Genomic DNA, 20,523 nt, shown 5'->3' with positions numbered 1-20,523 from the left:
TTCTTATGGCGTTTGCTTCCGGCAAGCGATTCATCCGCAAGGTGATCAATCGCGGATTCCCTTTTATACTGAGATGGAAAGCACAGGAATCAACGCGGATATGGTTCACTGACGGCATTTGCGATCGGGACACCAAGACCTATCTCCTGTCTCCCCAGTCGCAGTTTCTTCACGATGAGATGGTCGGCAAATACGCCGATGAGGTTGCCATTGTAAGGCAACGCCTTCGATCCACCGTCGGCCAAGCACCAACGAGAACAAGTCCCCCCCTCAGGATTGCGCTGTCAAACCACGGACTCCAAAATCGCGGCGGATCGGAGTTGTGGACGGCGGATATCGCGGATTTTCTCGTTCGGCATGGTGCCGAGATCATCGTTTATGCGCCCGTGCTTCAAGATGTCGCGAAGAGCATAACTGCTACGACAGGTGCGCCTGTTACATCGTCCATCGCCGACGTTCAGGATTTTTCTCCAGATATTCTTCACGTTCAGCATTTTTCTGCCGTTAAACCGCTTGTGGACGCGTTGAGACCCTCGCCGACAAAAGTCGTCAACATGTGCCACGGCCTTTTGCCCCGCCTGGAGTTGCCGCAACCAGATGCTCAGAACTATTGCGCCGTCTCGCTGGCGATCAAAACGATGGTGTGTCTGATGACGGATTCGCCGTGGCAATCCGTGCCGGTACTGCCGAATTTTTTTGACGAGCGACGCTATCTCGGCGAACACCGCGAGAAGCGCCAGCTCCGGGCGCTGTTATTCTCCCGACGGGCCACGCCTCGTCAGATCGCAACATTAAGAGATTCCCTCGCAGCGGCCGGCCTACCTCTCGATTTTGCAGGCCTGAAAGGGGAAGTCGAACGTCCGGAAGACATACTGCCGCGATATGAGGTCGTGCTGGCGGTGGGTCGGTCAGCTGTGGAGGCGCTTGCAAGCGGCTGCCGCGTCATCCTCTGGGATCAAGGTGTTATTGGGCCAGCGGTCTCGGCTAATAATTTCTGGCAATGCGTCGCTCTTAACTTCGCTCTGCCTTCGCGCCTGCTGCCCTACCAGTTCATTCATCAGGCGTCCGCCGGACGGTGGCTCGAATTGCAACTCGAACGTAGCGCCTCGGATGGCCCTGACGAGGTTTATCGCGCGACCCGCAAGTATCTAACCCTGGAAAACGCCGGCCTGCAGTTGCACCAAATGTACAACGATATCGTTGCCAAGGCGGCTTAACCATTTCCGGCCAACTCGTGCAGGCCGCTCTCATTCGCTCGCTTTGAGGCGCAATTCCTCCGTTGCGTCACGTTAGACCTCAACTTTGAGGTCTCGCCGGTAGCCGCTCATCACACCTTTTCAACCGGCTCGAATGTCTCTTCGGTGTCCTTTCGGAAAAGAACATACAGAGCAGGAAGTACAAGCAACGTCAGAATGGTTGAAGATATGATGCCTCCGATGACTACCGTCGCCAGCGGCCGCTGAACCTCCGCACCAGCTCCAGTAGCGATCGCCATGGGCACGAAACCTAGCGAGGCTACAAGCGCCGTCATCAAGACCGGGCGCAGCCTCGTAATCGCACCTTCACGCACTGCATCCAGCACCGATTGTCCTTCTCGTCGAAGGCGTTCAATGAAGGCAATAATAACGAGGCCGTTCAACACAGCGACGCCTGAAAGAGCGATGAATCCGACACCGGCACTGATTGAAAGCGGAATTCCCCGCAACAGTAGCGCCGCGATACCGCCCGTTAGCGCCAACGGCACCCCGCTGAAAACCAATAGCGCGTCCGATACTGAGCCGAAGCTCATGAACAAGAGCAACAGAACGAGCGCGAGGGCGACCGGCACAACGATCGTCAGCCGCTTTGTGGCCGACACGAGTTGCTCAAATTGCCCACCCCACCCGATCCAATAACCGGCGGGAAGCTTCACTTTCTGGCTGACAGCTTCCTGTGCATCTGCGACGAACGATCCCAAGTCGCGCTCTCGGACATTGGCAGTCACCACAATCCGCCTCTTACCGTTCTCACGGCTAATCTGGTTCGGGCCCGGGGCAGTTTCGACAGTCGCGACTGAGGATAGCGGTACATAGCGAGGCTGCCCCGCCGTCGCGCTCGACAAAGCTGTACGCAGAACCGAAGACGCTCCCGATTCCCCCGCGGGCAATGGTATCGGAATTGCTCGAATTGCTTCGATATTCTCTCTTAATCGCTCCGGCAGACGAACAACAATATCAAAACGCCGGTCGCCCTCGAAAAGCTTTCCGACGCTCTTGCCGCCTACGGCAATTTCGACGACATCTTGAACTTCACTCACGCTTAAGCCGTAACGCGACAACGCCTGCCGATCCAGCTTGACTGTCAGAATCGGAAGACCGGCAACCTGCTCGATCTTGACGTCCGTCGCACCGCGGATGCTTTTAACGACAGCCTCCACTTGCGCCGCCTCTCCTTGAAGAATGTCGAGATCGTCGCCAAAAATCTTGATACCGACGTCGCTTCGAACACCCGAGATCAGCTCGTTAACGCGCAATTGGATAGGCTGACTGACTTCGTAATTGCTGCCCGGCATGTCATTGGCGGCCTCTTCGATTTCGTCGATCAGTTGCGTCTTCGGCTTGGCTGGATTTGGCCATTCGTCTCGCGGCTTCAACATGATGTAACCGTCCGACATAGAAGGCGCCATCGGATCGGTTGCGACTTCCGCGGTGCCGGTTCGCGTGAAGAACTCTTTTACTTCCGGCAGTTGCTCGATCCGTTTCTCGATCGCCTTCTGCAAATCCAGCGATTGAGACAGACTCGTCCCCGGAATCCGGATGGCTGCCAAAGCAACATCACCTTCATCAAGGCTTGGGATGAACTCGCCTCCCATTCGCGTTGCTGCGAATCCGCTGATCGCAACGATCGCTACCGCTACAACGATAACGCCTCTACGAAACGTGATGGCACGATCGAGCAACGGCTCGTATACCCGCTTGGCTACGCGCATAAAGACGTTTTCTGTCTCCGACACTTTGCCCGTTACAAAGATGGCAACCGCCGCGGGGACAAACGTAATCGAAAAAAGAGCAGCCGCTGCGAGGGCCATTAGCACCGTGAGCGCCATGGGCGTGAACATCTTGCCTTCCACACCTGTCAACGTAAGGACCGGCAGATACACGACGGCGATGATGAGCGTCCCGAATAAGCTTGGTTTGATAACTTCGGCTGAGCCACGAAGGATGGTATCCATCCGCTCCCGAATATTCAGTAAGCGGCCGCGTTGGTGCTGAGCTTCCGCAAGAAGACGCAGGCAGTTCTCCACGATAATGACCGCGCCATCGACGATAATGCCAAAATCGATGGCTCCCAGGCTCATCAGATTGGCACTCACCTTATTTTCGACCATGCCAGTGATCGTCATCGTCATCGAGAGCGGGATCACGCAGGCCGTTACAAGAGCAGCCCGGATATTGCCGAGAATCAAGAACAGCACCACGACGACGAGAACCGCGCCCTCGATCAGATTTTTTTGGACTGTCCTGACCGTGGCATCGACGAGGTGCGTTCGGTCGTAAACAGCGCGGGCAACGACACCATCCGGAAGAGATTTGGCGATCTCACTCAGCTTTGCCGCCACGCGCTGCGCGACTGCGCGACTGTTTTCCCCTATCAGCAGCAGAGCTGTACCAAGAACGGTTTCATGACCGCTCAACGTCGCAGCGCCAGTCCGAAGGTCTTTGCCCTCGATAACCTGCGCCACATCCTTCACTCGGACTGGTACGCCATTTCGGGAGCCGATGACGATATCCTGAATTTCGGCGATGTTGGCGACCTGTCCGGGAGTTCGAACCAGATACTGCTCGCCGTTACGCTCAATATAACCTGCCCCAACATTGGCATTGTTAGTCGCCAACGCCGTCATGACATCGCGGAAGCTGATCTTATACGCCATCAACTTGTCTGGATTTGGCAAGACGTGAAACTGACGCTCGAATCCGCCGATGGTGTTGACTTCGACAACGCCGGGGACATTCCGCAACTGCGGCTTGATGATCCAGTCCTGGATCGTACGAAGTTCGCTTGGCGTATAGTCGTTACCGCTCGGGGCCTTTGCGCCATCTTTGGCTTCGACTGTGTACATGAATATTTCGCCAAGGCCGGTTGCCACCGGCCCCATTGCGACTTCGACGCCCGCAGGAAGCTGATCCTTGACCTGCTGAATGCGCTCGTTGATCAGTTGCCGCGCGAAATAGATGTCAGTGCCGTCAAGGAAAACAACGGTTACCTGGCTTAATCCGTAGCGGGACAGCGACCGTGTGTAATCAAGCTTTGGTAGACCAGCCATGGCAGTCTCAACCGGAAAAGTGATGCGCTGCTCGGTCTCAAGCGGCGAATAGCCGGGTGCCTTTACGTTGATCTGTACTTGAACGTTGGTGATATCGGGAACGGCATCAATCGGAAGCCGAGTAAAATTCCAGGCGCCGAAGGCCGTCAGCCCCAAGGCGAACAGCATGACGAGCCATCGCTGACGTATTGAGAAACGGAGAATGGCTTCAATCATGTGCGGCTTCTCCCTTCCCCATTTCCGCTTTCACGACAAAGGAGTTCACAGCGACATATTTTTCTCCAGCCGCGATGCCCGCACGAACCTCGATGAATTTTCCATCCGATTCTCCGAGTTGGACGGGACGCGCTTCAAGCTTGTCCTCCTCCTCGCGCACGAAGACGACGGTCTTGCTTTCCAAGGTCTGTATCGCACCGGCATGCACCGCTACGGGCACACGCCGCTCCGCAAGAACCAGGCGCGCCGTCACGAAAAGGCCTGGGCGGAGACGACCATCAGGATTCTGGAGCACGACGCGCGCGAGCGCTGTTTGCGTGTCGCTCGCCCCGACCGGCGCGAGGTAAGATATCGTGCCCTTTATCTCACCGGCTCCATCTTCCGGATCGATCAACACTTCATCGCCGATCCGAACGCGCCGAAGGTCCTGTCGATATATCGACAGATCAACCCAGATCGTCGACAGATCGGCGATAACGAAAGATGGCTTTTGCTCGGATGCATATTCGCCAAGAGAAATTTGCCTGTCGATGACCGTTCCAGCGATCGGAGCCTTCAAGTCGTAGACAGTTAAGCTTTGATTGCTCTCCACCGAAGCCAGCAGGTCGTCCTTTGCAACGGCATCACCTATTCGCTTGCGAATGGCGCGCGCAATTCCAGGAAACCTCGGGGTAACTTGAACGACCGTTTCCTGGTTGGCTCGCAATATTCCGTTAAAACTCAATGTCTCGCTCAGGGTTGCAGGACCGGCCTCGGCGAAGGTCGCACCGGCTGCCGCGAGCTTTACATCGCCAATGCGGATGCGATCACCGCCATGCTCGTCATGCGCGATATGCTCGTTACCTGATTTTTCTTGCTTCGTGTCTCGCTCGCTATGTTGCTCTGGCGCGCTCGGCATTAACGCTCGATAGCTTGCCGCACCTGCAACGGCGGCGAGAATGGCGATGACAATGGTTGTAGACGTCTTCATCGAGCGCTCCCCCGCGCAAGAGCAAATGGATTACCCACAAGGCCTTCAATCGTGGCCACGGCGACGTGGAAGTTTTGCAACGCTTCCTGCTCGCGCAGGCGGGCTTGAGTCAGGCTGGATTGCGCGTCGAGCACCTCAAGCAGTGAGAACCGCCCTTGCCCGTAACCGTCGGATATGGCGTCCGAGGCTTGCCGCGCCTTTGGAATAGCCGTCTCTCGCAACACAGCGAGCTCGCGTAGCGACCCTTGGAGTGAGTCATATGCTCGTCCCGCCACGACGATGAGCGTATTGCGGTTGGCTTCCCGTTCAGCCCGAACTTTGGCAAGGTTCTCCTGCGCAGAGAGGATATTTCCCTGGTTCTGATCGAACAGCGGGATCGGCACCGATAGAGTGAGCCTCACCGCATCGTCCCTGGTGTCGTTGAAATGACGCCATCCCGCAGACAGCCGCACGTCGGGATAAGGTTTAAGTCTCGCAAGCAGCAATTCGGCGTTACGCTGCGCATAAACAGCCGTCCAACGCACAAGTTGTGGGTTAGCGTCGATTGCAGTAACGACCGACTGAAAGGTTGGCGGTCGGCCCGTGACATCCAACCGCCCCGATACGGCGGAGAATTTCGGCGCGGTATCTCCCATCAGGACCGCGAGTTCTCGACGCGCGCTTGCAAGCACTGCCTTGGCACGCTCGCGGTCGGCCTTGACCAGCGATGATGCAACATCGGCCCGGCCTGTTTCTGCGACAGAAGATGCGCCCGCCTCTACACGCCGTTGCAGAAGGGGCGCAATCCTGTCGATAGCTGCAACTTGTTCGTTGAGGATCTGGATTCGCTGTTGAAGACCGAGAACATTGACGAAGGCGATCGCAGTCTCCGAAAGAATCTCCAGCCGCGTAGCTTTACGTTGAATCGTCGCAACATCGACACCAGCCAAACCAGCCGAAATACGCGCCTCCCGCTTTCCGAAGAGTTCGAACAGCTGGCTTACTTGCAACGTTGTCTCGGCAGATCGCGTTCCGCGATAGACACCTGAACCAAACGAATTGTCCTGCTCATAGGACAGTTCGGGATTAGGGAGGGCACCTGCCTGGAGATGCTGGCCGGTCGCGATTCCGACGTCCCGCTCGGCCGCCGTAAGGCGCGGGCTGGCGGCGAGTGCGCGTTGGAGTGCGGCTCTCAAAGTGAGAGTCTGCGAATGCGACACCGCCATCAGCCCTGGGCTGACCAGCAGTGCCGTCGCGCACGCAAGGCGCGCGGCGGTTTTGAATAACATGTGGAATTACCTGACGAACGACATAGTAGGAACGCGAAGCGCTCCAGCGGCAACGTTCAGGCAAGCAATTTTGGCGGGGGAGGATCGATTCCGGGCGACAGTCCTTGGCTAAGAACGCTATTCGCGGCAAACAGCTTCTGCGTCGGCTCGATCAAAAGTGAGGTGGCAGCCAATTCGGGGAGCGCCACCGAAAAGCAGCCATGGCAATGATGCTCGGCGATAGCGCCCTTTCCGTCGTGGCTAAAATCATTCTTCATCGAGGTGATGATCGATGGGCCGGAATTATTGGCGACATCCAGATCACAGAATCCGTGCAGCGCCCCCGCCAGAAGGTACATCATCAACACAAATGCCGAGAAGAACCTGCGCGAAAGGCGCAGCAGCGGCAGGCGTTGAAGATGAAAGGATGAAGTCACTGCGACGTCTTTCGGATCGACCTGAGGGTGTCGCTAACACGTGACCGGCTCAATGTCGACGCGCAACATTGTTACAGTGTGCCATGGCACTCATCCGTTTAAGGTGAGAAACGTATTTTGAACTTGCAGATATACCGCAACGAAAATTGCGAGGCTGACAGAAGTGACAGTTTCCCGCCATCTGATGGCCTGGAAATGGTCACGAGGCGACGCGGAACAGCCTTCCGCCACCATGCGTTTTGCTGAGGCGTGTCAACAATGTCTGAACGCGTTTTGGAGAACGATCATGCGAAATAATCTGATTCCAGCCGTCGCTTTGGTCATGATCGGATTGACCGTTCCCGCGTCGGCCGCCGACCTCGGTTACGTTCAGGAACCAGTGACCGAGATTTACACCCAGGCTGGACCGCTGCCGCTTCAAACGGCTGTCGATATCGCCAACGGGATTGGGCTGGTTTCCGTGTCCAACACGAACAAATGGGGGAACGAGTGGCAGATCGAGGGCTATGACGTTGCCGGAAGCTATATGGAAGTCGATGTCGATGCGCGCACCGGTGCGATCGTAGACGTCGATAGGTGACGTCGGTCGCAGGCTCTCAAGGCCGCACCGTGAACCGGATATATCCATCCGCACTCCTCAGCTGCCGTACACTGCTGTACGCCGCCCTACCTCTCCCCGTCCGAGCAGACTTCCGGGCGACCACCGCCGCTGACGCAGGCCCGGTACTCCCATGGCACCGCCCACGTTCCGGACCAGATACCCTTCCCGGCCCGGCTGGCGCTCTACTGCGCCTCTCCGTAACAGCCACGTGACTACCGGAGCCAATCCAGCGCTAGGCTAGACCGGACCAGCCACTCCCGCCATATCCACCGCACCGACCGAGCACTGCGCCACGATGCACATAGCGATCCCGATCAACCGACGTGCAGCTAACAGTCTTAATTGAGGTGAAGCTCGCCAGCTTGTTGGCAGCATCGGCTCCGCATCGGTACAGATCGCTATTGGCGTTTCGACAAAGCCGGGAGGATTCCGGCACGTCGTTTCTCCACAGTCGAATGCGATGTCCATGGATCTCGATAGTGTCGCCATCGATGATAGAGGCTTGGCCGACGATTGGTTGGGCAGGACGCTGGGGCAACAAAGAGCAGGAATGCTCCCGGCGATGATGGATGATCTGATGTTCATGGTCTTTCGAATCTGCGGATGCCTTACGGCATACTCAATCTGCCGACCGTAATTCGCTTCGTCCGATGGCACAGGCGAGCGCAACCAGCATGACGGAATGTCGTTCGTGCACGAATTTGCAGCGCAGCGTGGAACCTTGCATGCCATCGAGCGTAATTCATAGTTCTGTAAGACGTGCAGATTTCGTGTCCCTGTTATTTCTGCTGTTACGACACAGCGAACGACACGCGCCGTTACTTCTACTGCTTGATTTTATGCCACACGACAGTTCTGACCCACCACCCGCAGCATTTTTTTGGAATGTAGCTTATGACCTCAACGACCAGCGACGATCACCTGCATTTCACTGACGTGCGAAAGAGGGTCAAGGCGATCTTTATCGGCTCAGCCGGCAATCTCGTCGAATGGTACGACTTTTATGCCTACACAGCATTCGCGCTATACTTTGCGCCAGCTTTCTTCCCCCAAAGCGACCCCGTTGTTCAGCAACTCAACGCCGCAGTGTTGTTTGCTGCAACATTCCTGATGCGCCCGTTAGGTGGCTGGCTGTTCGGCTATCTAGCTGACCGATATGGCCGAAAGCTCTCCCTTACACTTTCAGTTGTTTGTATGTGTTTCGGTTCGCTGATCATCGCTGCAACGCCGACTTATGCAACGATAGGACTTGCGGCACCGGCCCTGCTCGCGGTCGCGCGCATTATCGAAGGGTTGAGCCTCGGTGGCGAATACGGAACGAGCGCAACGTATTTGAGTGAAGTAGCCGATGAAAAGCATCGCGGATTTTACTCGAGCTTTCAATACGTAACATTGATAGGTGGGCAGTTGACCGCCATCATCGTTCTGATGCTTCTTCAGTACGTGTTTCTGACGGAAGCTGAACTGAAGGCTTGGGGCTGGCGCATTCCGTTTGTCATCGGCGCCATGCTTGCGATTTTTACTGCCGTGATGCGCCGTGAAATGCATGAAACTGACGCGTTTGCTGCCGCTCAGAGGGCCGGCGTTCGCCGCGGGACGATTGGAGATCTCTTAAAATTTCCTCGCGAGCTGCTTTTGGTCGCCGGACTCACCGCCGGAGGCACGGCCGCGTTCTATACGTTTACGACCTATATGCAAACGTTCGTCCGGTTGACTGTCGGTCTCGATGCGACACAAACCACCATCGTCATTTTTGGTTCACTCGTGTTCGCCTCAGTCTTACAGCCCATCTATGGGGCCATTTCCGACCGCATAGGCAGGAAGCCGATGCTTATGTTTTTCGGCATAGCCGGGACACTGTTCACTGTCCCGCTGCTGTTCACGCTGCAAACTACAAAATCACCGTTCGCCGCCTTTGCTCTCATTTGCGCGGCATGGGTATTCGTTGCTGGCTATACGTCGATCAATGCGGTCGTCAAAGCCGAGCTATTTCCTACGAACGTCCGCGCTCTCGGAGTAGGCATTCCTTATGCGATTACTGTATCCCTTTTTGGCGGCACCGCCCCGGCCATAGCCCTTTGGTGCAAAAGCATTGGACATGAGAGCTGGTTTTACTTCTATCTTTCCGGCGTCATTTTCCTTTCGCTACTGATCTATTCAACCATGCGCGACACCAAGCACGCCTCGTTCATGCATCGGCACGAATGAAAGAAGCGGTATGGCCGCAATGGCGAAGATAATTTTCGTTCTCATGTGAGATGTCGAATCCGAGGATGTATTCCTCAGCGTACTCAATCGGCAGAATGCGATCTCCACATCCGAAATTGGATCCGATCGCCGGGCAATTCTTGCCACCACTCGACCTCGGACATGTAGGCCGCAGCCGGCCAGCGATCGAGCCACAGGCGGGCTCTCGCCCTCGCCTCCTCGCGCGGCAGCGTGACGGTCTCCCGGACATAGCCATCGTCCACCGCGGCGCGCTTGCGGCACCGGGCCAAGCTGTCGGCCAACTCTTTCGCAGATTTATAGGCCATCGCGGAACTTCACGAGCGCGACAAGCGATTCTGTTACCCGGGACGTTACCCCACGGCAAACTTTGAGCTACATCTAAGCTCTTAAAAATGGAATTTGTTAAACCAAATCAATGGTGAGCGCGGAGGGACTCGAACCCTCGACCCCATGATTAAAAGTCGGTTTTTGGCGTTTCAGCCATCCATATGAAATTATTGGAAAAGCGCTGTGTCCGCGCATAACACGTTGATCCTAAAAGGACCGTGTTTGACAAATCATAACATCGGTTAGACAGTCAGTGACACCGAATGCCTTTCTTTGTGCGGACACAAGGCGGACACGAGATGTCGAAGAAACTGACAGATAGCATCGTGAAAGACCTCCCTTCCCCGGATAAAGGCAACCGCGTCACTTATGACGGCGGGGAAAAAGCGGTGCGAGGTTTCGGCGTTCGCGTGACTGCGGCTGGCGCCCGATCCTTCATTTTGAACTACCGCACCCGTACCGGACGCGAGCGGCGATTCACCATTGGCCAGTATCCGACGTGGAAGACCACGGCAGCCCGTCAGGAGGCTGAAGAACTGCGCCGCAGGATCGACCGGGGCGAAGACCCCATGGCCGAAAAAGAGGCTGACCGTGACGCTAAGACGGTCGCTGACATGACCAAAAAGTTTCTCGAGGAGCATTCCGAGCGCAAGAACCGTGAGAGCACCACTGCCCTTTACGAGGGTATGATCGACAAATGGATTCTGCCCAAATTCAAACACCGCAAGGTTTCCGAGGTCACGTTCAGCGACATCGACGATCTGCACCACAGCATCACCCGCGATGGAGGCCCCTACGCTGCCAATCGCGCGCTCGCCGTACTGTCCAAAATGTTCAACCTTGCAATCCGTTGGCAATGGCGCACCGATAATCCAGCCAAGGGCGTCGAGCGTAACCAGGAGGTTAAGCGGCACCGCTACCTATCGCCAGACGAGATTAAAGCCCTACTGGCAGCCGTGAATGCGCATGAGGACAAGCAGGCCGCGAACATAATTCGCTTACTGCTGCTCACCGGAGCGCGTCGTGGCGAGGTTTTGAACGCGACTTGGGATCAGTTCGATCTCAAGGAAGGCGTCTGGACTAAGCCGGGCCACACCACCAAGCAAAAGACCGAGCATCGTGTGCCGCTTTCGGCGCCTGCCCGGCAGTTACTCTCGACCCTGCATACGGAGGCGAAGGCTGCGGCAAAGAAAGCTGGCACTGAACTACCGAAATGGGTTTTTGTCGGTCGCGTGAACGGTGGACCACGCGAAGGCATCAAAGGCCCTTGGGATGAAATCTGTAAGGCAGCAAAGCTAATCGGTCCAAAGGCAGTCCGCGTACATGATCTACGCCATAGCTACGCGAGCATTCTGGCAAGCTCAGGCATGTCGCTTCCAATCATCGGACAGTTGCTCGGGCACACTCAGCCGGCCACCACGGCTCGCTATGCCCACTTGTTCGATGATCCGCTGCGAACTGCTACGGAGCGTGTCGGATTGATCGTTGATGGAAGCGGCGCGTCGGCCGAAGTTATTTCCCTTGGATCTGCCCGGTAGCGCAAACGCAAGTAACTCTATGACTTGCGTCATCCGCGTTGAATTAGTGTTGGAGCGCCAGACCGACGTCGGTGTGCGGGGTAGAAAACAGATCTTAATGTCAATCGGCGTTCAAATTTGACCCCGGATCGGCGTCCAATTTTGACCCCTTTGATCGGGCTGGTTTGGCGGTAGCGCTCGTGTCGTCGGAGCCGGCCGGGGTTGCGGAGACGAGACGAGCGCGAGTGGCTTGATCGTCGTCGCGGCTTTTGAAGCGCCAGCTGTCGTTACCGGTCTCGACGATGTCGCAATGGTGAGTCAGACGGTCGAGCAACGCGGTCGTCATCTTCGCGTCGCCGAACACGCTGGGCCATTCGCCAAATGCCAGATTGGTGGTGACGACGACGGAAGTGCGCTCGTAGAGCCGGCTGATGAGGTGGAACAGCAATTGGCCACCGGATTGTGCGAACGGCAGGTAGCCCAGTTCGTCGAGGACGATGAAGTCCATCCGGGTCAAATGCTCGGCGACCCGACCCTGCCGTCCGCTTCGGGTCTCGATCTCCAGGCGGTTCACGAGGTCGACCACATTATAGAAGCGCCCGCGGGCACCGGATCGGATGCAGCTTCTGGCGATGGCGATGGCCAGATGAGTTTTGCCGGTGCCGGTGCCGCCGATCAGGACGGCATTGCGCTGCTGGGCGATGAAGCCGCCGCTGGCAAGGTCATTGACCAGCGTCTGGTTGATGGGAGTGCCCGTGAACTGGAAGTCCTCAAGGTCCTTCGCAAGGGGAAGTTTGGCGATGGTGAGTTGGTACTTGATCGAGCGGGCCTGCTTCTCGTTGATCTCGGCATTGAGCAGGTCGCCGACAATGCGCTGGGGTTCATGCTGACGCTTGATCGCAGTCGTCATGATCTCGTCGAAGGCGGCCTTCATGCCATAGAGCTTGAGCTCACCCATGAGGTCGAAGAGTTGAGTACGTTCCATCAGATGGTTCTCCTCAGATTGTCGTAGCGGGCACAGTCGGCGATCGGGGCATGGCACAACGTCAGCGCAGCCGGCGTCATGATGTTGGCGGGTGGAGTGGGCTCTCGTTGCCGAGCCAGGATATTGAGCACGACATCGGCGGAATGGACGCCTTGGACGATCGCCTCGGCACAGGCCACCTCGACAGCGGGCAGACCGTCGGTCAGAACTGCGTTGAGGATGTCGACCATCTGCCGGTTGCCATCATCGGCACCGGCAAGCTTGCGCCGTATGCGCTCGATCGCAGCCGGCAGCACCCAGTCCTTGAAGGGAGCGCCGTTGCGCAAGGCGCCGGGTTTGCGAGCCAGCACCGGCACGTAATGCCAAGGATCATAGGTCGTCTCGCCACGACTGAAGGCGCGCGGATGCTCGGCAACGATACGTCCGTCCTGGCGGATAACGATGCGGTCAGCGTAAGCATGAACCTCGACCGGCCGCCCGACGGCGCTGGCCGCGACCGAGTACTTGTTGTTGTCGAAGCGGACCAGGCAGGTCTTCGAGACCGATGCCGGAACCGCATGGAATCCGTCGAACCGGCCCGCATAGGGAACCAGCTTTGGGCGTTCGGCTTCGAACACCTCCCAGATCGTCTGCTCGGTCAGTTCCGGATGACGGTGTGCCTTCGTGTAGGCGATGCACTTGTCCAGCAGCCAGGCGTTCAACTCGTCGAGAGTTTTGAACCGAAGCCGCGGTGTGAAGAAGCGCTCGCGGACAAGGCCGACCTGGTTCTCGACCTGGCCCTTCTCCCAGCCTGATGCCGGCGTGCAGGCCACCGGGTCGACGAGGTAATGGCTGCACATCTGCATGAAGCGGCGGTTGTAGAGACGACCTTTGCCGACGAAGATCGTCTCGACCGCGGTCTTCATGTTATCGTAGATGCCGCGCCCGCAGGTGCCTTTGAACAGCGCGAACGCCCGATCGTGAGCGTCGAACACCATCTCCTGCGTCTCACGCGGATAGCACCGCACAAACAACATACGGCTATGGCACAGCCGGACGTGGGCGGCCTTCACCATCACCGTCACGCCATTAAGCAGAACTACCTCGTGGCTCCAGTCGAACTGATAAGCTTCCCCAGGCGCAAAGCTCAGCGGGACATAGGCCGCAGCCGTCGATTGTCCACGGTCCGTACTCCATCGTCTGGCGTAACGCCGCACGGCATCGTAGCCACCGTCGTATCCACGCCCGCGCAGCTCTTCGAAGATCCGGATCAGCGTCAGTCGCTCGCGAGCGGCCTTGGTCGCATTTGCCGCCAGCAACACGTCGAGCTCCGTTGCCCATCTTCCGAGCTTGGGCCTCGGCTGGACAACACGCTCGTACTCAAATGAGGTCTCTCCCGACCTCAGCACCTTCCGCACCGTGTTCCGTGACACCTTCAGGTCCCGGGCAATCTCCTTGATCGTCTTGCCCTTGATGAAGTGCTCACGCCGTATCCGCGCAATCGTCTCCACGATCAGCATCTCCGACCACCTGCTTTGTTACGAAGCAGGCAGCGCAACAGGCTAATGGTAGGGGGTCAATTTTGGACGCCGATCCCCCGGCTTACGGGGTCAATATTGCAGGCCGAATGACACGGGATGCTGCGATCAATCATCCGCAGCGTGTTCTCGACCATATCGCCGCCCTGGTTCTTCTCAGCGATGATCCGATCTGCGCTGCATCTCCGATAAGCTGCAGTGGCTTTGGCCGCCCATTCGTGTGGGGCGTATCGGCCCGAACAATCCTCCAGCAGATATCCGTGTTCGTTGTGATCGATGCCGGCGACGATGATTCCGGTTTCGTCGGACCCTTCGTTGTTGCTAACAGCAGGATCGATCGCCACCACGATCCGTTTAAGCTCAGGGGCGCGCTTAACCCTGCATTTGTCGAGTTGGTCTAGCTGCCACAACGCGCCGGGTGTGTCGGACAGCAGTTCGGCATTCAATTCCTGTCTACCCAGCCTTGTGCCCTCGTAGCGCTTCCTGATGGCTGTCAGAAAGGGAGCGGCCAAGTTGGCTTCGTTCTCGAACGTCGATCCTCGCGTGACAACGACGTCCTTTCCTTCGCGCGTGAGCAGTTCCTTGAGAAGTTTGATCGGCTTCGGCGTTGTCGTCGCCAGCCAGCGCGGATGCTTGCCCAGACGAAGGCCGAACATCAGCATATCCCACGTTGCTTGCGGCTCGTTCCAGACCGCCAACTCGTCAGCCCATGCTAGATCGAACTGGGGACCACGCAGGCGATCCGCTTCCTCAGAACTGAAGGTGGATGCCACCGCGCCATTCGGCCACGTCAGACGACGCTTGGACGGCTCATAGTCGGGGCGACACCATGTCGACGAGATGGAGAGAATTCCGCTCTCGCCTTCGACCATCGTGTCTCTGGCATCGGCGCTCGTCGGTGCGATCAGCGCAATGCGCTTGGCAGTACCAGCCTCAACCTGTTCTTTGACCCATTCGGCGCCGGTTCTGGTCTTGCCAAAGCCACGGCCGGCCATCACCAGCCATCCGTTCCAATCGCCATCAGGTGGCAACTGCGACGGCCGGGCCAAGACGCGCCAACTTGTCGAAAGCGCATCCGCCAACTTGCCAAACATCTGTGCGTTAGGCTGCATGCTGGTGCTCCAGCAAAGGAGCAGCAATCGCTGACATGTCCGGCGCGGGTGCTTTTGCCTCCAATGCCCGAAGGCCATCCACGACCTTTGCGAGGGCTTCTGGATGCTCGGAAAGCGTGGTGATCAGCATCCGTTCGAGCTCCGCATAGAGCGGGCTGCTCATGAATACGATCGAGTTGTTCGTGATGTGGGCCGGGCTGATCCTCATCAGTTCGCCGGTGAACTGCCCGATCAGCTTCAAGGTTTCATTCAGCTTGCCAGCCAGAGCCGCGGTACTGGACCGGTCATTGACGCCAGCAGCGACCTGCATCTGCGCCATGAGCGTCCCGCGCACGATAGCGAGATAGTCCATCAGGCTCATGTTCTCGGCATTGGCGCGGGCCGCTAGAGCCGTCAGATCGACGTCGGCCAGGTACATGGAGCGCTGCTCGTCGCTGACGTGCTTCGTGCAATGCCGCCACACCGCGTCACGGTGAACGTTGAAGGTCGCTGCGATGCAGTCGAGGCTGGCACCGCTGATGCGCGCCATCTCAATCCGCGCCCGGTCGGAATGTGAACAAATTGAACAGCGGGCTCTAGTAATTCGTGACGTCATCGATCGCGCGAAAATCCGTTGCGTTTCCTCGTCCAACGCGGACGCGATACGGACACAGATATCAGCACGAATTAGTTCGTCAATAATTTCAGTGTTTTGTCATGATGACGCGCATGATTAAGTATCTTGTGTCAGCAACAGTCGGTGCATGTCAGACACAATGAAGCTGCTAAAATCTCACTCGCGAAGCACCGCCTAACAATCAGCGCACGATACGACCTAAGAGGCCGTAGCGGACGAAAGTCGAAATGGCTTCATCCCCAAGGATAATCGGCTAGCTTGATACGCTCCGGAATCGGCAGAAGCTTAAGGCCGCTGGAGTTCAGATAAGGCAAAATCCATTTACTCTCTGTCGTATGGCTTTCGTCGCGATACCTCACATGAATGTTAATTTCTGCGGACGCGACGATGCCCTCCCGCATGCGGTCAGCAATGGACCTGAGCGTATCGAGGTCAAGAGTAATATACTTTGAGGATGGATCCCTCTTGCTTGCGCGTTTGGTCGCATAAAACCTGTCAGCATCTGCCCCGACGCCAGCAGGATATCGTTCGGAGTGAAGGACTTTGTTGCGCGTATCATGAGCCCAGTCGAAAAATTTAAGGACATTGTGAGCTGCGTAGACTACCTGCTGATCTTTTTCAGCTTCGCTGTAAAATTGATGGATCGCCTTAATCCGTTGTTCCTCATTGAGGGTGAGAAAGTAGCGGGTCAAAAGGTCATTTGGTATGAGCTTGTTCGCAGGATGGTGCAAAAACATACTTTCAACGCTTCGCTCAAACTGAACGTAGGTCACCGCTATTACCCCGATGGCATGAAGATGGTTTGCGTTCCCCGCGTCAAATTTTGGCCACGCGCTTCTTTCCATGAAGTACCTCGGCTGAATGAAAAGTATTTTTTACCCTAGATAGACTCGACTCAAGCGACACCCAAACCCCGTTGCCGCACTTGATCCGGGCGACACTGCGTTCTCCTTCATGTGAAAGTTTTAGCAAGAGTAAGGCAAGGGGGCTTGCCCCCTTGACCCCATACGCCCGCCAAGGCGGGCTCATGCGAAGCATTGCTAATTGACCGCCGTATCACGCCGCGTCCTCAGGGCTTTCGACGGTGCGACGCTCTCGTTGCTGGTTGATTTGGGCGGCCCTTCGGGCCTCCAAAACCGTCCGCGATAGAAACGTTTTTGGGAAGTTGCTTCCTTCTTGAGATGTCTGTCCCCTTGCGTCAGGGGGGTCATTGGCCCGCCGGCGGGGGGTAACCTTACCCCTTGTGTCAGGGGGTAAGATTGACTCGTTTGGCCAGATGCGGCGTTCGGGCTTGTCGCGGACGAAAACGCTCGCGCGGATGATCGCCCCTCCCCGTTCGAGATCCTTCAATGCCTCTTGAACATGGTCCTGGTTCATACCGAGCTCGTTCCCGAGAAAGGCGTCTGTGGGAAATGCGTAGCCTTTCTTGCCGAATAACCATTCGAGCATCCATGCAACTCTCAGGCATCGAGGACGAGCGGAAAATGCCCTGCTGACGCTTGAACGCCAAAGTCGCAGCGCCTTCCCGCGGGCCCGGTTGCCGCGCCATATCAGTGCGTTTTCCGGCACCGATCCGTCTTTGATGAAGCGACGTTGTTGTCGCCGGACCCTTTGCGTTTCTGTCAGTGATGGAAGCGCGCTCAAGTGCGGCCTCCTAGTCCCATCGATGCCCTGCACAAAGCCGACCGAATGGCTGTTTCCATGCAGCGAAGTTCGCGGGCGATGATGTCCTCATCGACGCCGCGACGACGCATGCTGTCAGCTTGAACCTTGAGTTGCTGCTGGATATGCCGTTCAGCAGCATCAGGATTGAGTTCGGCGGCATATCGCGCCTGCTTCTCAATCATCACCCGCCGACTTGCGAGCGGAAACGGAAGGATGGTCGCCATGTCACGCTGCTCTACGGCGCGGATTCGGGCGCTTCACCTGCTCGCTGAGCCATGCCCGCGCCTCGATGATAGGAATGTAGATTCGTCCGCCAAATTCGAGGTAGGGCAGCCCATCTGGCTTTGTGCGATACCGCGCGATGGTTCTTGGATGGACTTTTGCGCTCTTTGCAAAGTCGCTTTCCAGCACATAGCCGTCGAGTATTGATTCAGGGTGATTGCTGACTTCTGCAGCCATTGCGATGATCTCCTTTTGAGGTCTCGTCGCAACGGTTAAGGCGCAACGGATCGAGACCTGAATGGGGCCCTTTCGGGCGTTCAGTTCTCTCTCCGGCGCTCGCACTGAGCGTTCCTGCTAGATCCCACAGGATTTACCGGCTCACTTCGCCATCCACATTTTCCGGCCGCTCAAAGAGTCCAGCCTAGGAACCTGTCCTATCGTGCCATCGCACGATCAACCTTCTCCCGAAGGTAGCGGATTTAGCTCGGTTAGAGCGTGCTCCTCTCGGTAAACGCCAGCGAAGTAAATCCCCTGATTACTGGCATCAGCACATTTGGAACGTATCGTGAACGTCTTGAGCGGTCAATCCTTGTCATCTGGAAAACGTCGCGTGTCGTTTCTCGGTCAGAATTGGATTCACAGGCTAGCAATTTGCGGACATGAGACGGACACAAAAAAATATGGCCGAGAATATCCGGCCACTTATCATGCAATACTATGATATCATGATAGAATTGGTGAGCGCGGAGGGACTCGAACCCTCGACCCCATGATTAAAAGTCACGTGCTCTACCACCTGAGCTACGCGCTCACTCGTCGCGGTGTGTAGGGGTCTCACTCCCACGGGTCAAGCCATGAGAGCCGAAAACAGGCTCCTTGATGACCTCCCTCAACGGCTTTTTTGCCAGTCAGTTCAATCTTCTAGGCTTGGCGCAGCGAAATGGGACGGTCACGCCTGACGAAAGCCGATCCGGAAGCTTCCCCAATGGTGGCCCCGGATGCGGATCGGGGCCGATACGTCCTTCAGCAGCGCGAACTGGCCGTTGCCCATGTCGCGGCGATAGGTCTGCAACAGGAACGGCGCCGTGCTGGCGGCAGCCTTTTCGACCGCGCGATCCTTGAAGATTCGCCGGTTCCGGCAATTGGCAGCGTTCCAGACCGGGTCATCGCCCTGCGGGTGCCGGTAATTCGGATTGTGCGTCGGCAGATACCCATCGCGCGCGAATGAAACGCTAAACATCACGCGTGAATCCATTTTCTGAACGGGATCCTGGATCGGTGGCAGGATCCGGTCCGTCAGCTCTACATAGGCGGAAAGATATTGCGTGGGGTTACTACCCTCGATTTCCCGATAGGTCTGATCGAAAAATTGTTGCTCGGTAATCTCGCCGCACGCGATCGCGGCCTCGAATGCCCGGCTGACTTTCTCCGCCGTCTCGACTGCCGCCTCAATGAAAGGCGTGTCCGAAGTCTCGACGCCGCTCTCGGCGATCGCCTTGATGAGCGTCTCGGAGGCGCCAAGCAACCCTTCGACACGATCGTCAGCATGCTTGAGGTCGCTGGACGACAGGTCCACACCCTTGGCAAGATCGCCCAGTTCGGCGAGCACTACGTCGCAGTGCTGCATGTTGGCGGTGGCGGCCGTCGCAATCGCTGTGATGTCGCGCTCGACGGTCGCAAATCCCTCATGGACGCGATTGATCGTACCTTGAATATGATTGGCGCCCTCACCCGCATCCTTGGCGTAACGGGTCGCAACCTCGCTGTCCTCGATCAGGCGACCGACCTCGCCGTCGAGGTTGTGCACAGTCTGGCCGATCTGCAAGGTCGCCTGCCGCGTCGCTTCAGCAAGGTTCTTCACTTCGCTGGCAACGACCGCAAAGCCCCGTCCGGCATCACCCGCACGCGCCGCCTCGATCGTGGCGTTGAGCGCGAGAAGATTGGTCTGCTTGGCGATGGTCTCAATGGTGCCCGACACCTTGCCGACCTGCGACAGAACCTGACTGATCGCCGCAAGCCTGCCTTCGATCCGGCTGACGGCGCTGACAAGCCCGGTAATATTTTCAACCGCTGAGGTGACGACCTCGCGCGATTCCGTGATTTCAGCAGCCGCGTTGGCCGTGAACGATTGCACCGTGCGCGCCGCGCCGTCGATGTTGCGGTTGGCCGTGACCATGGTGTCGGCGGTCTGCTGCAAATGGCCAAACTGTTCGGACTGCCGCGAGACGCGGCTTGCGACATCGTGCAGGTTGCCCAGCACATCCGCGAGTTCGACGCCGAGATTGCCAAGACCATTTCCAAGTTCATCGACCAGCCTTTCCGAGATGGTCGATGTCTGCGCGCGCTCCGGCGCGGCTAAGGTTTGCGCATGAAGCGGCTGCGGATTTGTCATCTCGGATCAGATCCCATCAACAGATTCGACGGTGATGAAAATGCGAAGACACAAGAACGCACGGCCCGAATCTCAGGCGCGATGAAAGTGTATGTTAGGCTAAAACGGTAAACATCTACTTCGCATGCATTTTAGCCCAATGGCTGATGCCAGCGACGGGACGA

The 20,523-nt window shown here is 57.2% G+C and carries 17 protein-coding genes, 1 tRNA gene and 1 pseudogene; 4 read left to right on the top strand and 15 right to left on the bottom strand.

What is annotated here, in order from left to right; translation table 11 throughout:
* Positions 1 to 5 precede the first annotated feature (5 nt).
* On the top strand, positions 6 to 1,217 hold the full coding sequence (locus HMPREF9697_RS03500) for a glycosyltransferase family protein (RefSeq protein ID WP_002715770.1): 1,212 nt from the start codon (positions 6 to 8) through the stop codon (positions 1,215 to 1,217).
* A 110-nt stretch (positions 1,218 to 1,327) separates the two neighbouring features.
* On the opposite strand, the gene HMPREF9697_RS03495 is transcribed toward HMPREF9697_RS03500, so the two are convergent.
* Genes HMPREF9697_RS03495 through HMPREF9697_RS03480 form a run of 4 tightly spaced genes read right to left on the bottom strand, consistent with a single transcriptional unit; the run spans position 1,328 to position 7,176 of the window.
* Positions 1,328 to 4,522 carry an efflux RND transporter permease subunit gene (locus tag HMPREF9697_RS03495; protein ID WP_002715769.1) on the bottom strand — a complete coding sequence of 1,065 codons (3,195 nt, stop codon included), beginning with the start codon at positions 4,520 to 4,522 and terminating at the stop codon, positions 1,328 to 1,330.
* Positions 4,515 to 5,492, bottom strand: a complete 978-nt coding sequence (gene ihpB / locus HMPREF9697_RS03490; RefSeq protein WP_002715768.1) for a divalent metal ion exporter adaptor subunit IhpB — start codon at positions 5,490 to 5,492, stop codon at positions 4,515 to 4,517. The genes HMPREF9697_RS03495 and ihpB overlap by 8 nt, the downstream gene beginning before the upstream one ends.
* Positions 5,489 to 6,760, bottom strand: a complete 1,272-nt coding sequence (ihpA, locus tag HMPREF9697_RS03485; protein WP_002715767.1) for a divalent metal ion exporter subunit IhpA — start codon at positions 6,758 to 6,760, stop codon at positions 5,489 to 5,491. The genes ihpB and ihpA overlap by 4 nt, the downstream gene beginning before the upstream one ends.
* A gap of 56 nt (positions 6,761 to 6,816) precedes the next feature.
* Positions 6,817 to 7,176 (bottom strand): hypothetical protein, encoded by a 360-nt coding sequence (locus HMPREF9697_RS03480; RefSeq protein ID WP_040307790.1) that lies wholly within the window; start codon positions 7,174 to 7,176, stop codon positions 6,817 to 6,819.
* Positions 7,177 to 7,462: 286 nt separating this feature from the next.
* Between HMPREF9697_RS03480 and HMPREF9697_RS03475 the strand changes: the two genes are divergently transcribed.
* Both HMPREF9697_RS03475 and HMPREF9697_RS03470 read left to right on the top strand, forming a co-directional pair.
* On the top strand, positions 7,463 to 7,756 hold the full coding sequence (locus HMPREF9697_RS03475; protein ID WP_002715765.1) for a PepSY domain-containing protein: 294 nt from the start codon (positions 7,463 to 7,465) through the stop codon (positions 7,754 to 7,756).
* A 915-nt stretch (positions 7,757 to 8,671) separates the two neighbouring features.
* On the top strand, positions 8,672 to 9,985 hold the full coding sequence (locus HMPREF9697_RS03470) for an MFS transporter (protein WP_002715764.1): 1,314 nt from the start codon (positions 8,672 to 8,674) through the stop codon (positions 9,983 to 9,985).
* A gap of 83 nt (positions 9,986 to 10,068) precedes the next feature.
* Here HMPREF9697_RS03470 and HMPREF9697_RS03465 read toward each other — a convergent pair whose 3' ends face one another.
* On the bottom strand, positions 10,069 to 10,311 hold the full coding sequence (locus HMPREF9697_RS03465) for a hypothetical protein (protein ID WP_040307789.1): 243 nt from the start codon (positions 10,309 to 10,311) through the stop codon (positions 10,069 to 10,071).
* A gap of 321 nt (positions 10,312 to 10,632) precedes the next feature.
* Here HMPREF9697_RS03465 and HMPREF9697_RS03460 point away from each other — a divergent pair, with 321 nt between their 5' ends.
* Entirely contained in the window at positions 10,633 to 11,871 is a 1,239-nt protein-coding gene (locus HMPREF9697_RS03460) for a tyrosine-type recombinase/integrase (protein WP_002715763.1), read from the top strand.
* 100 nt (positions 11,872 to 11,971) lie between these two features.
* Here HMPREF9697_RS03460 and istB read toward each other — a convergent pair whose 3' ends face one another.
* The 10 genes and pseudogenes from istB to HMPREF9697_RS03410 all read right to left on the bottom strand — a co-directional run bounded on the left by istB (position 11,972) and on the right by HMPREF9697_RS03410 (position 20,359).
* A complete protein-coding gene (gene istB / locus HMPREF9697_RS03455; RefSeq protein WP_002715762.1) occupies positions 11,972 to 12,835 on the bottom strand; it encodes an IS21-like element helper ATPase IstB in 864 nt (287 codons plus the stop codon).
* Positions 12,801 to 14,334: pseudogene (gene istA, locus HMPREF9697_RS03450) on the bottom strand (IS21 family transposase). Before istA ends, istB begins: the two are co-directional and overlap by 35 nt.
* Before the next feature lie 56 nt (positions 14,335 to 14,390).
* The gene (locus HMPREF9697_RS03445) at positions 14,391 to 15,464 is read right to left on the bottom strand and encodes a DNA-packaging protein (RefSeq protein WP_002715760.1); all 1,074 of its coding nucleotides are present in this window, start codon (positions 15,462 to 15,464) and stop codon (positions 14,391 to 14,393) included.
* On the bottom strand, positions 15,454 to 15,993 hold the full coding sequence (locus HMPREF9697_RS03440) for a hypothetical protein (protein ID WP_002715759.1): 540 nt from the start codon (positions 15,991 to 15,993) through the stop codon (positions 15,454 to 15,456). Before HMPREF9697_RS03440 ends, HMPREF9697_RS03445 begins: the two co-directional genes overlap by 11 nt.
* A gap of 320 nt (positions 15,994 to 16,313) precedes the next feature.
* Complete coding sequence (locus HMPREF9697_RS03435) at positions 16,314 to 16,925, bottom strand: hypothetical protein (RefSeq protein ID WP_002715758.1); 612 nt, start codon at positions 16,923 to 16,925, stop codon at positions 16,314 to 16,316.
* A 211-nt stretch (positions 16,926 to 17,136) separates the two neighbouring features.
* Positions 17,137 to 17,724 carry a hypothetical protein gene (locus tag HMPREF9697_RS03430; RefSeq protein WP_002715757.1) on the bottom strand — a complete coding sequence of 196 codons (588 nt, stop codon included), beginning with the start codon at positions 17,722 to 17,724 and terminating at the stop codon, positions 17,137 to 17,139.
* Positions 17,721 to 17,969 (bottom strand): DUF6074 family protein, encoded by a 249-nt coding sequence (locus tag HMPREF9697_RS03425; RefSeq protein ID WP_002715756.1) that lies wholly within the window; start codon positions 17,967 to 17,969, stop codon positions 17,721 to 17,723. Before HMPREF9697_RS03425 ends, HMPREF9697_RS03430 begins: the two co-directional genes overlap by 4 nt.
* Before the next feature lies 1 nt (position 17,970).
* Entirely contained in the window at positions 17,971 to 18,204 is a 234-nt protein-coding gene (locus tag HMPREF9697_RS03420) for a hypothetical protein (RefSeq protein WP_002715755.1), read from the bottom strand.
* 498 nt (positions 18,205 to 18,702) lie between these two features.
* Positions 18,703 to 18,778, bottom strand: a tRNA-Lys gene (locus tag HMPREF9697_RS03415).
* 138 nt (positions 18,779 to 18,916) lie between these two features.
* A complete protein-coding gene (locus HMPREF9697_RS03410; RefSeq protein WP_002715754.1) occupies positions 18,917 to 20,359 on the bottom strand; it encodes a methyl-accepting chemotaxis protein in 1,443 nt (480 codons plus the stop codon).
* Positions 20,360 to 20,523: the final 164 nt, after the last annotated feature.

Source organism: Afipia felis ATCC 53690 (assembly GCF_000314735.2).
In the GTDB taxonomy this organism is placed as follows: domain Bacteria; phylum Pseudomonadota; class Alphaproteobacteria; order Rhizobiales; family Xanthobacteraceae; genus Afipia; species Afipia felis.
This window is presented reverse-complemented; position numbering and strand designations above follow the sequence as displayed.

Bases quoted from the DNA above. Each gene is read 5' to 3' on its own strand.
- HMPREF9697_RS03475 (WP_002715765.1), top strand. From the start codon at position 7,463: ATGCGAAATAATCTGATTCCAGCCGTCGCTTTGGTCATGATCGGATTG.
- HMPREF9697_RS03420 (WP_002715755.1), bottom strand. From the start codon at position 18,204: ATGGCTGCAGAAGTCAGCAATCACCCTGAATCAATACTCGACGGCTAT.
- HMPREF9697_RS03445 (WP_002715760.1), bottom strand. From the start codon at position 15,464: ATGCAGCCTAACGCACAGATGTTTGGCAAGTTGGCGGATGCGCTTTCG.
- HMPREF9697_RS03425 (WP_002715756.1), bottom strand. From the start codon at position 17,969: ATGGCGACCATCCTTCCGTTTCCGCTCGCAAGTCGGCGGGTGATGATT.
- HMPREF9697_RS03435 (WP_002715758.1), bottom strand. From the start codon at position 16,925: ATGGAAAGAAGCGCGTGGCCAAAATTTGACGCGGGGAACGCAAACCAT.
- HMPREF9697_RS03460 (WP_002715763.1), top strand. From the start codon at position 10,633: ATGTCGAAGAAACTGACAGATAGCATCGTGAAAGACCTCCCTTCCCCG.
- HMPREF9697_RS03465 (WP_040307789.1), bottom strand. From the start codon at position 10,311: ATGGCCTATAAATCTGCGAAAGAGTTGGCCGACAGCTTGGCCCGGTGC.
- HMPREF9697_RS03410 (WP_002715754.1), bottom strand. From the start codon at position 20,359: ATGACAAATCCGCAGCCGCTTCATGCGCAAACCTTAGCCGCGCCGGAG.
- istB (WP_002715762.1), bottom strand. From the start codon at position 12,835: ATGGAACGTACTCAACTCTTCGACCTCATGGGTGAGCTCAAGCTCTAT.
- ihpB (WP_002715768.1), bottom strand. From the start codon at position 5,492: ATGAAGACGTCTACAACCATTGTCATCGCCATTCTCGCCGCCGTTGCA.
- HMPREF9697_RS03470 (WP_002715764.1), top strand. From the start codon at position 8,672: ATGACCTCAACGACCAGCGACGATCACCTGCATTTCACTGACGTGCGA.
- HMPREF9697_RS03500 (WP_002715770.1), top strand. From the start codon at position 6: ATGGCGTTTGCTTCCGGCAAGCGATTCATCCGCAAGGTGATCAATCGC.
- HMPREF9697_RS03495 (WP_002715769.1), bottom strand. From the start codon at position 4,522: ATGATTGAAGCCATTCTCCGTTTCTCAATACGTCAGCGATGGCTCGTC.
- HMPREF9697_RS03440 (WP_002715759.1), bottom strand. From the start codon at position 15,993: ATGGCGCGCATCAGCGGTGCCAGCCTCGACTGCATCGCAGCGACCTTC.
- ihpA (WP_002715767.1), bottom strand. From the start codon at position 6,760: ATGTTATTCAAAACCGCCGCGCGCCTTGCGTGCGCGACGGCACTGCTG.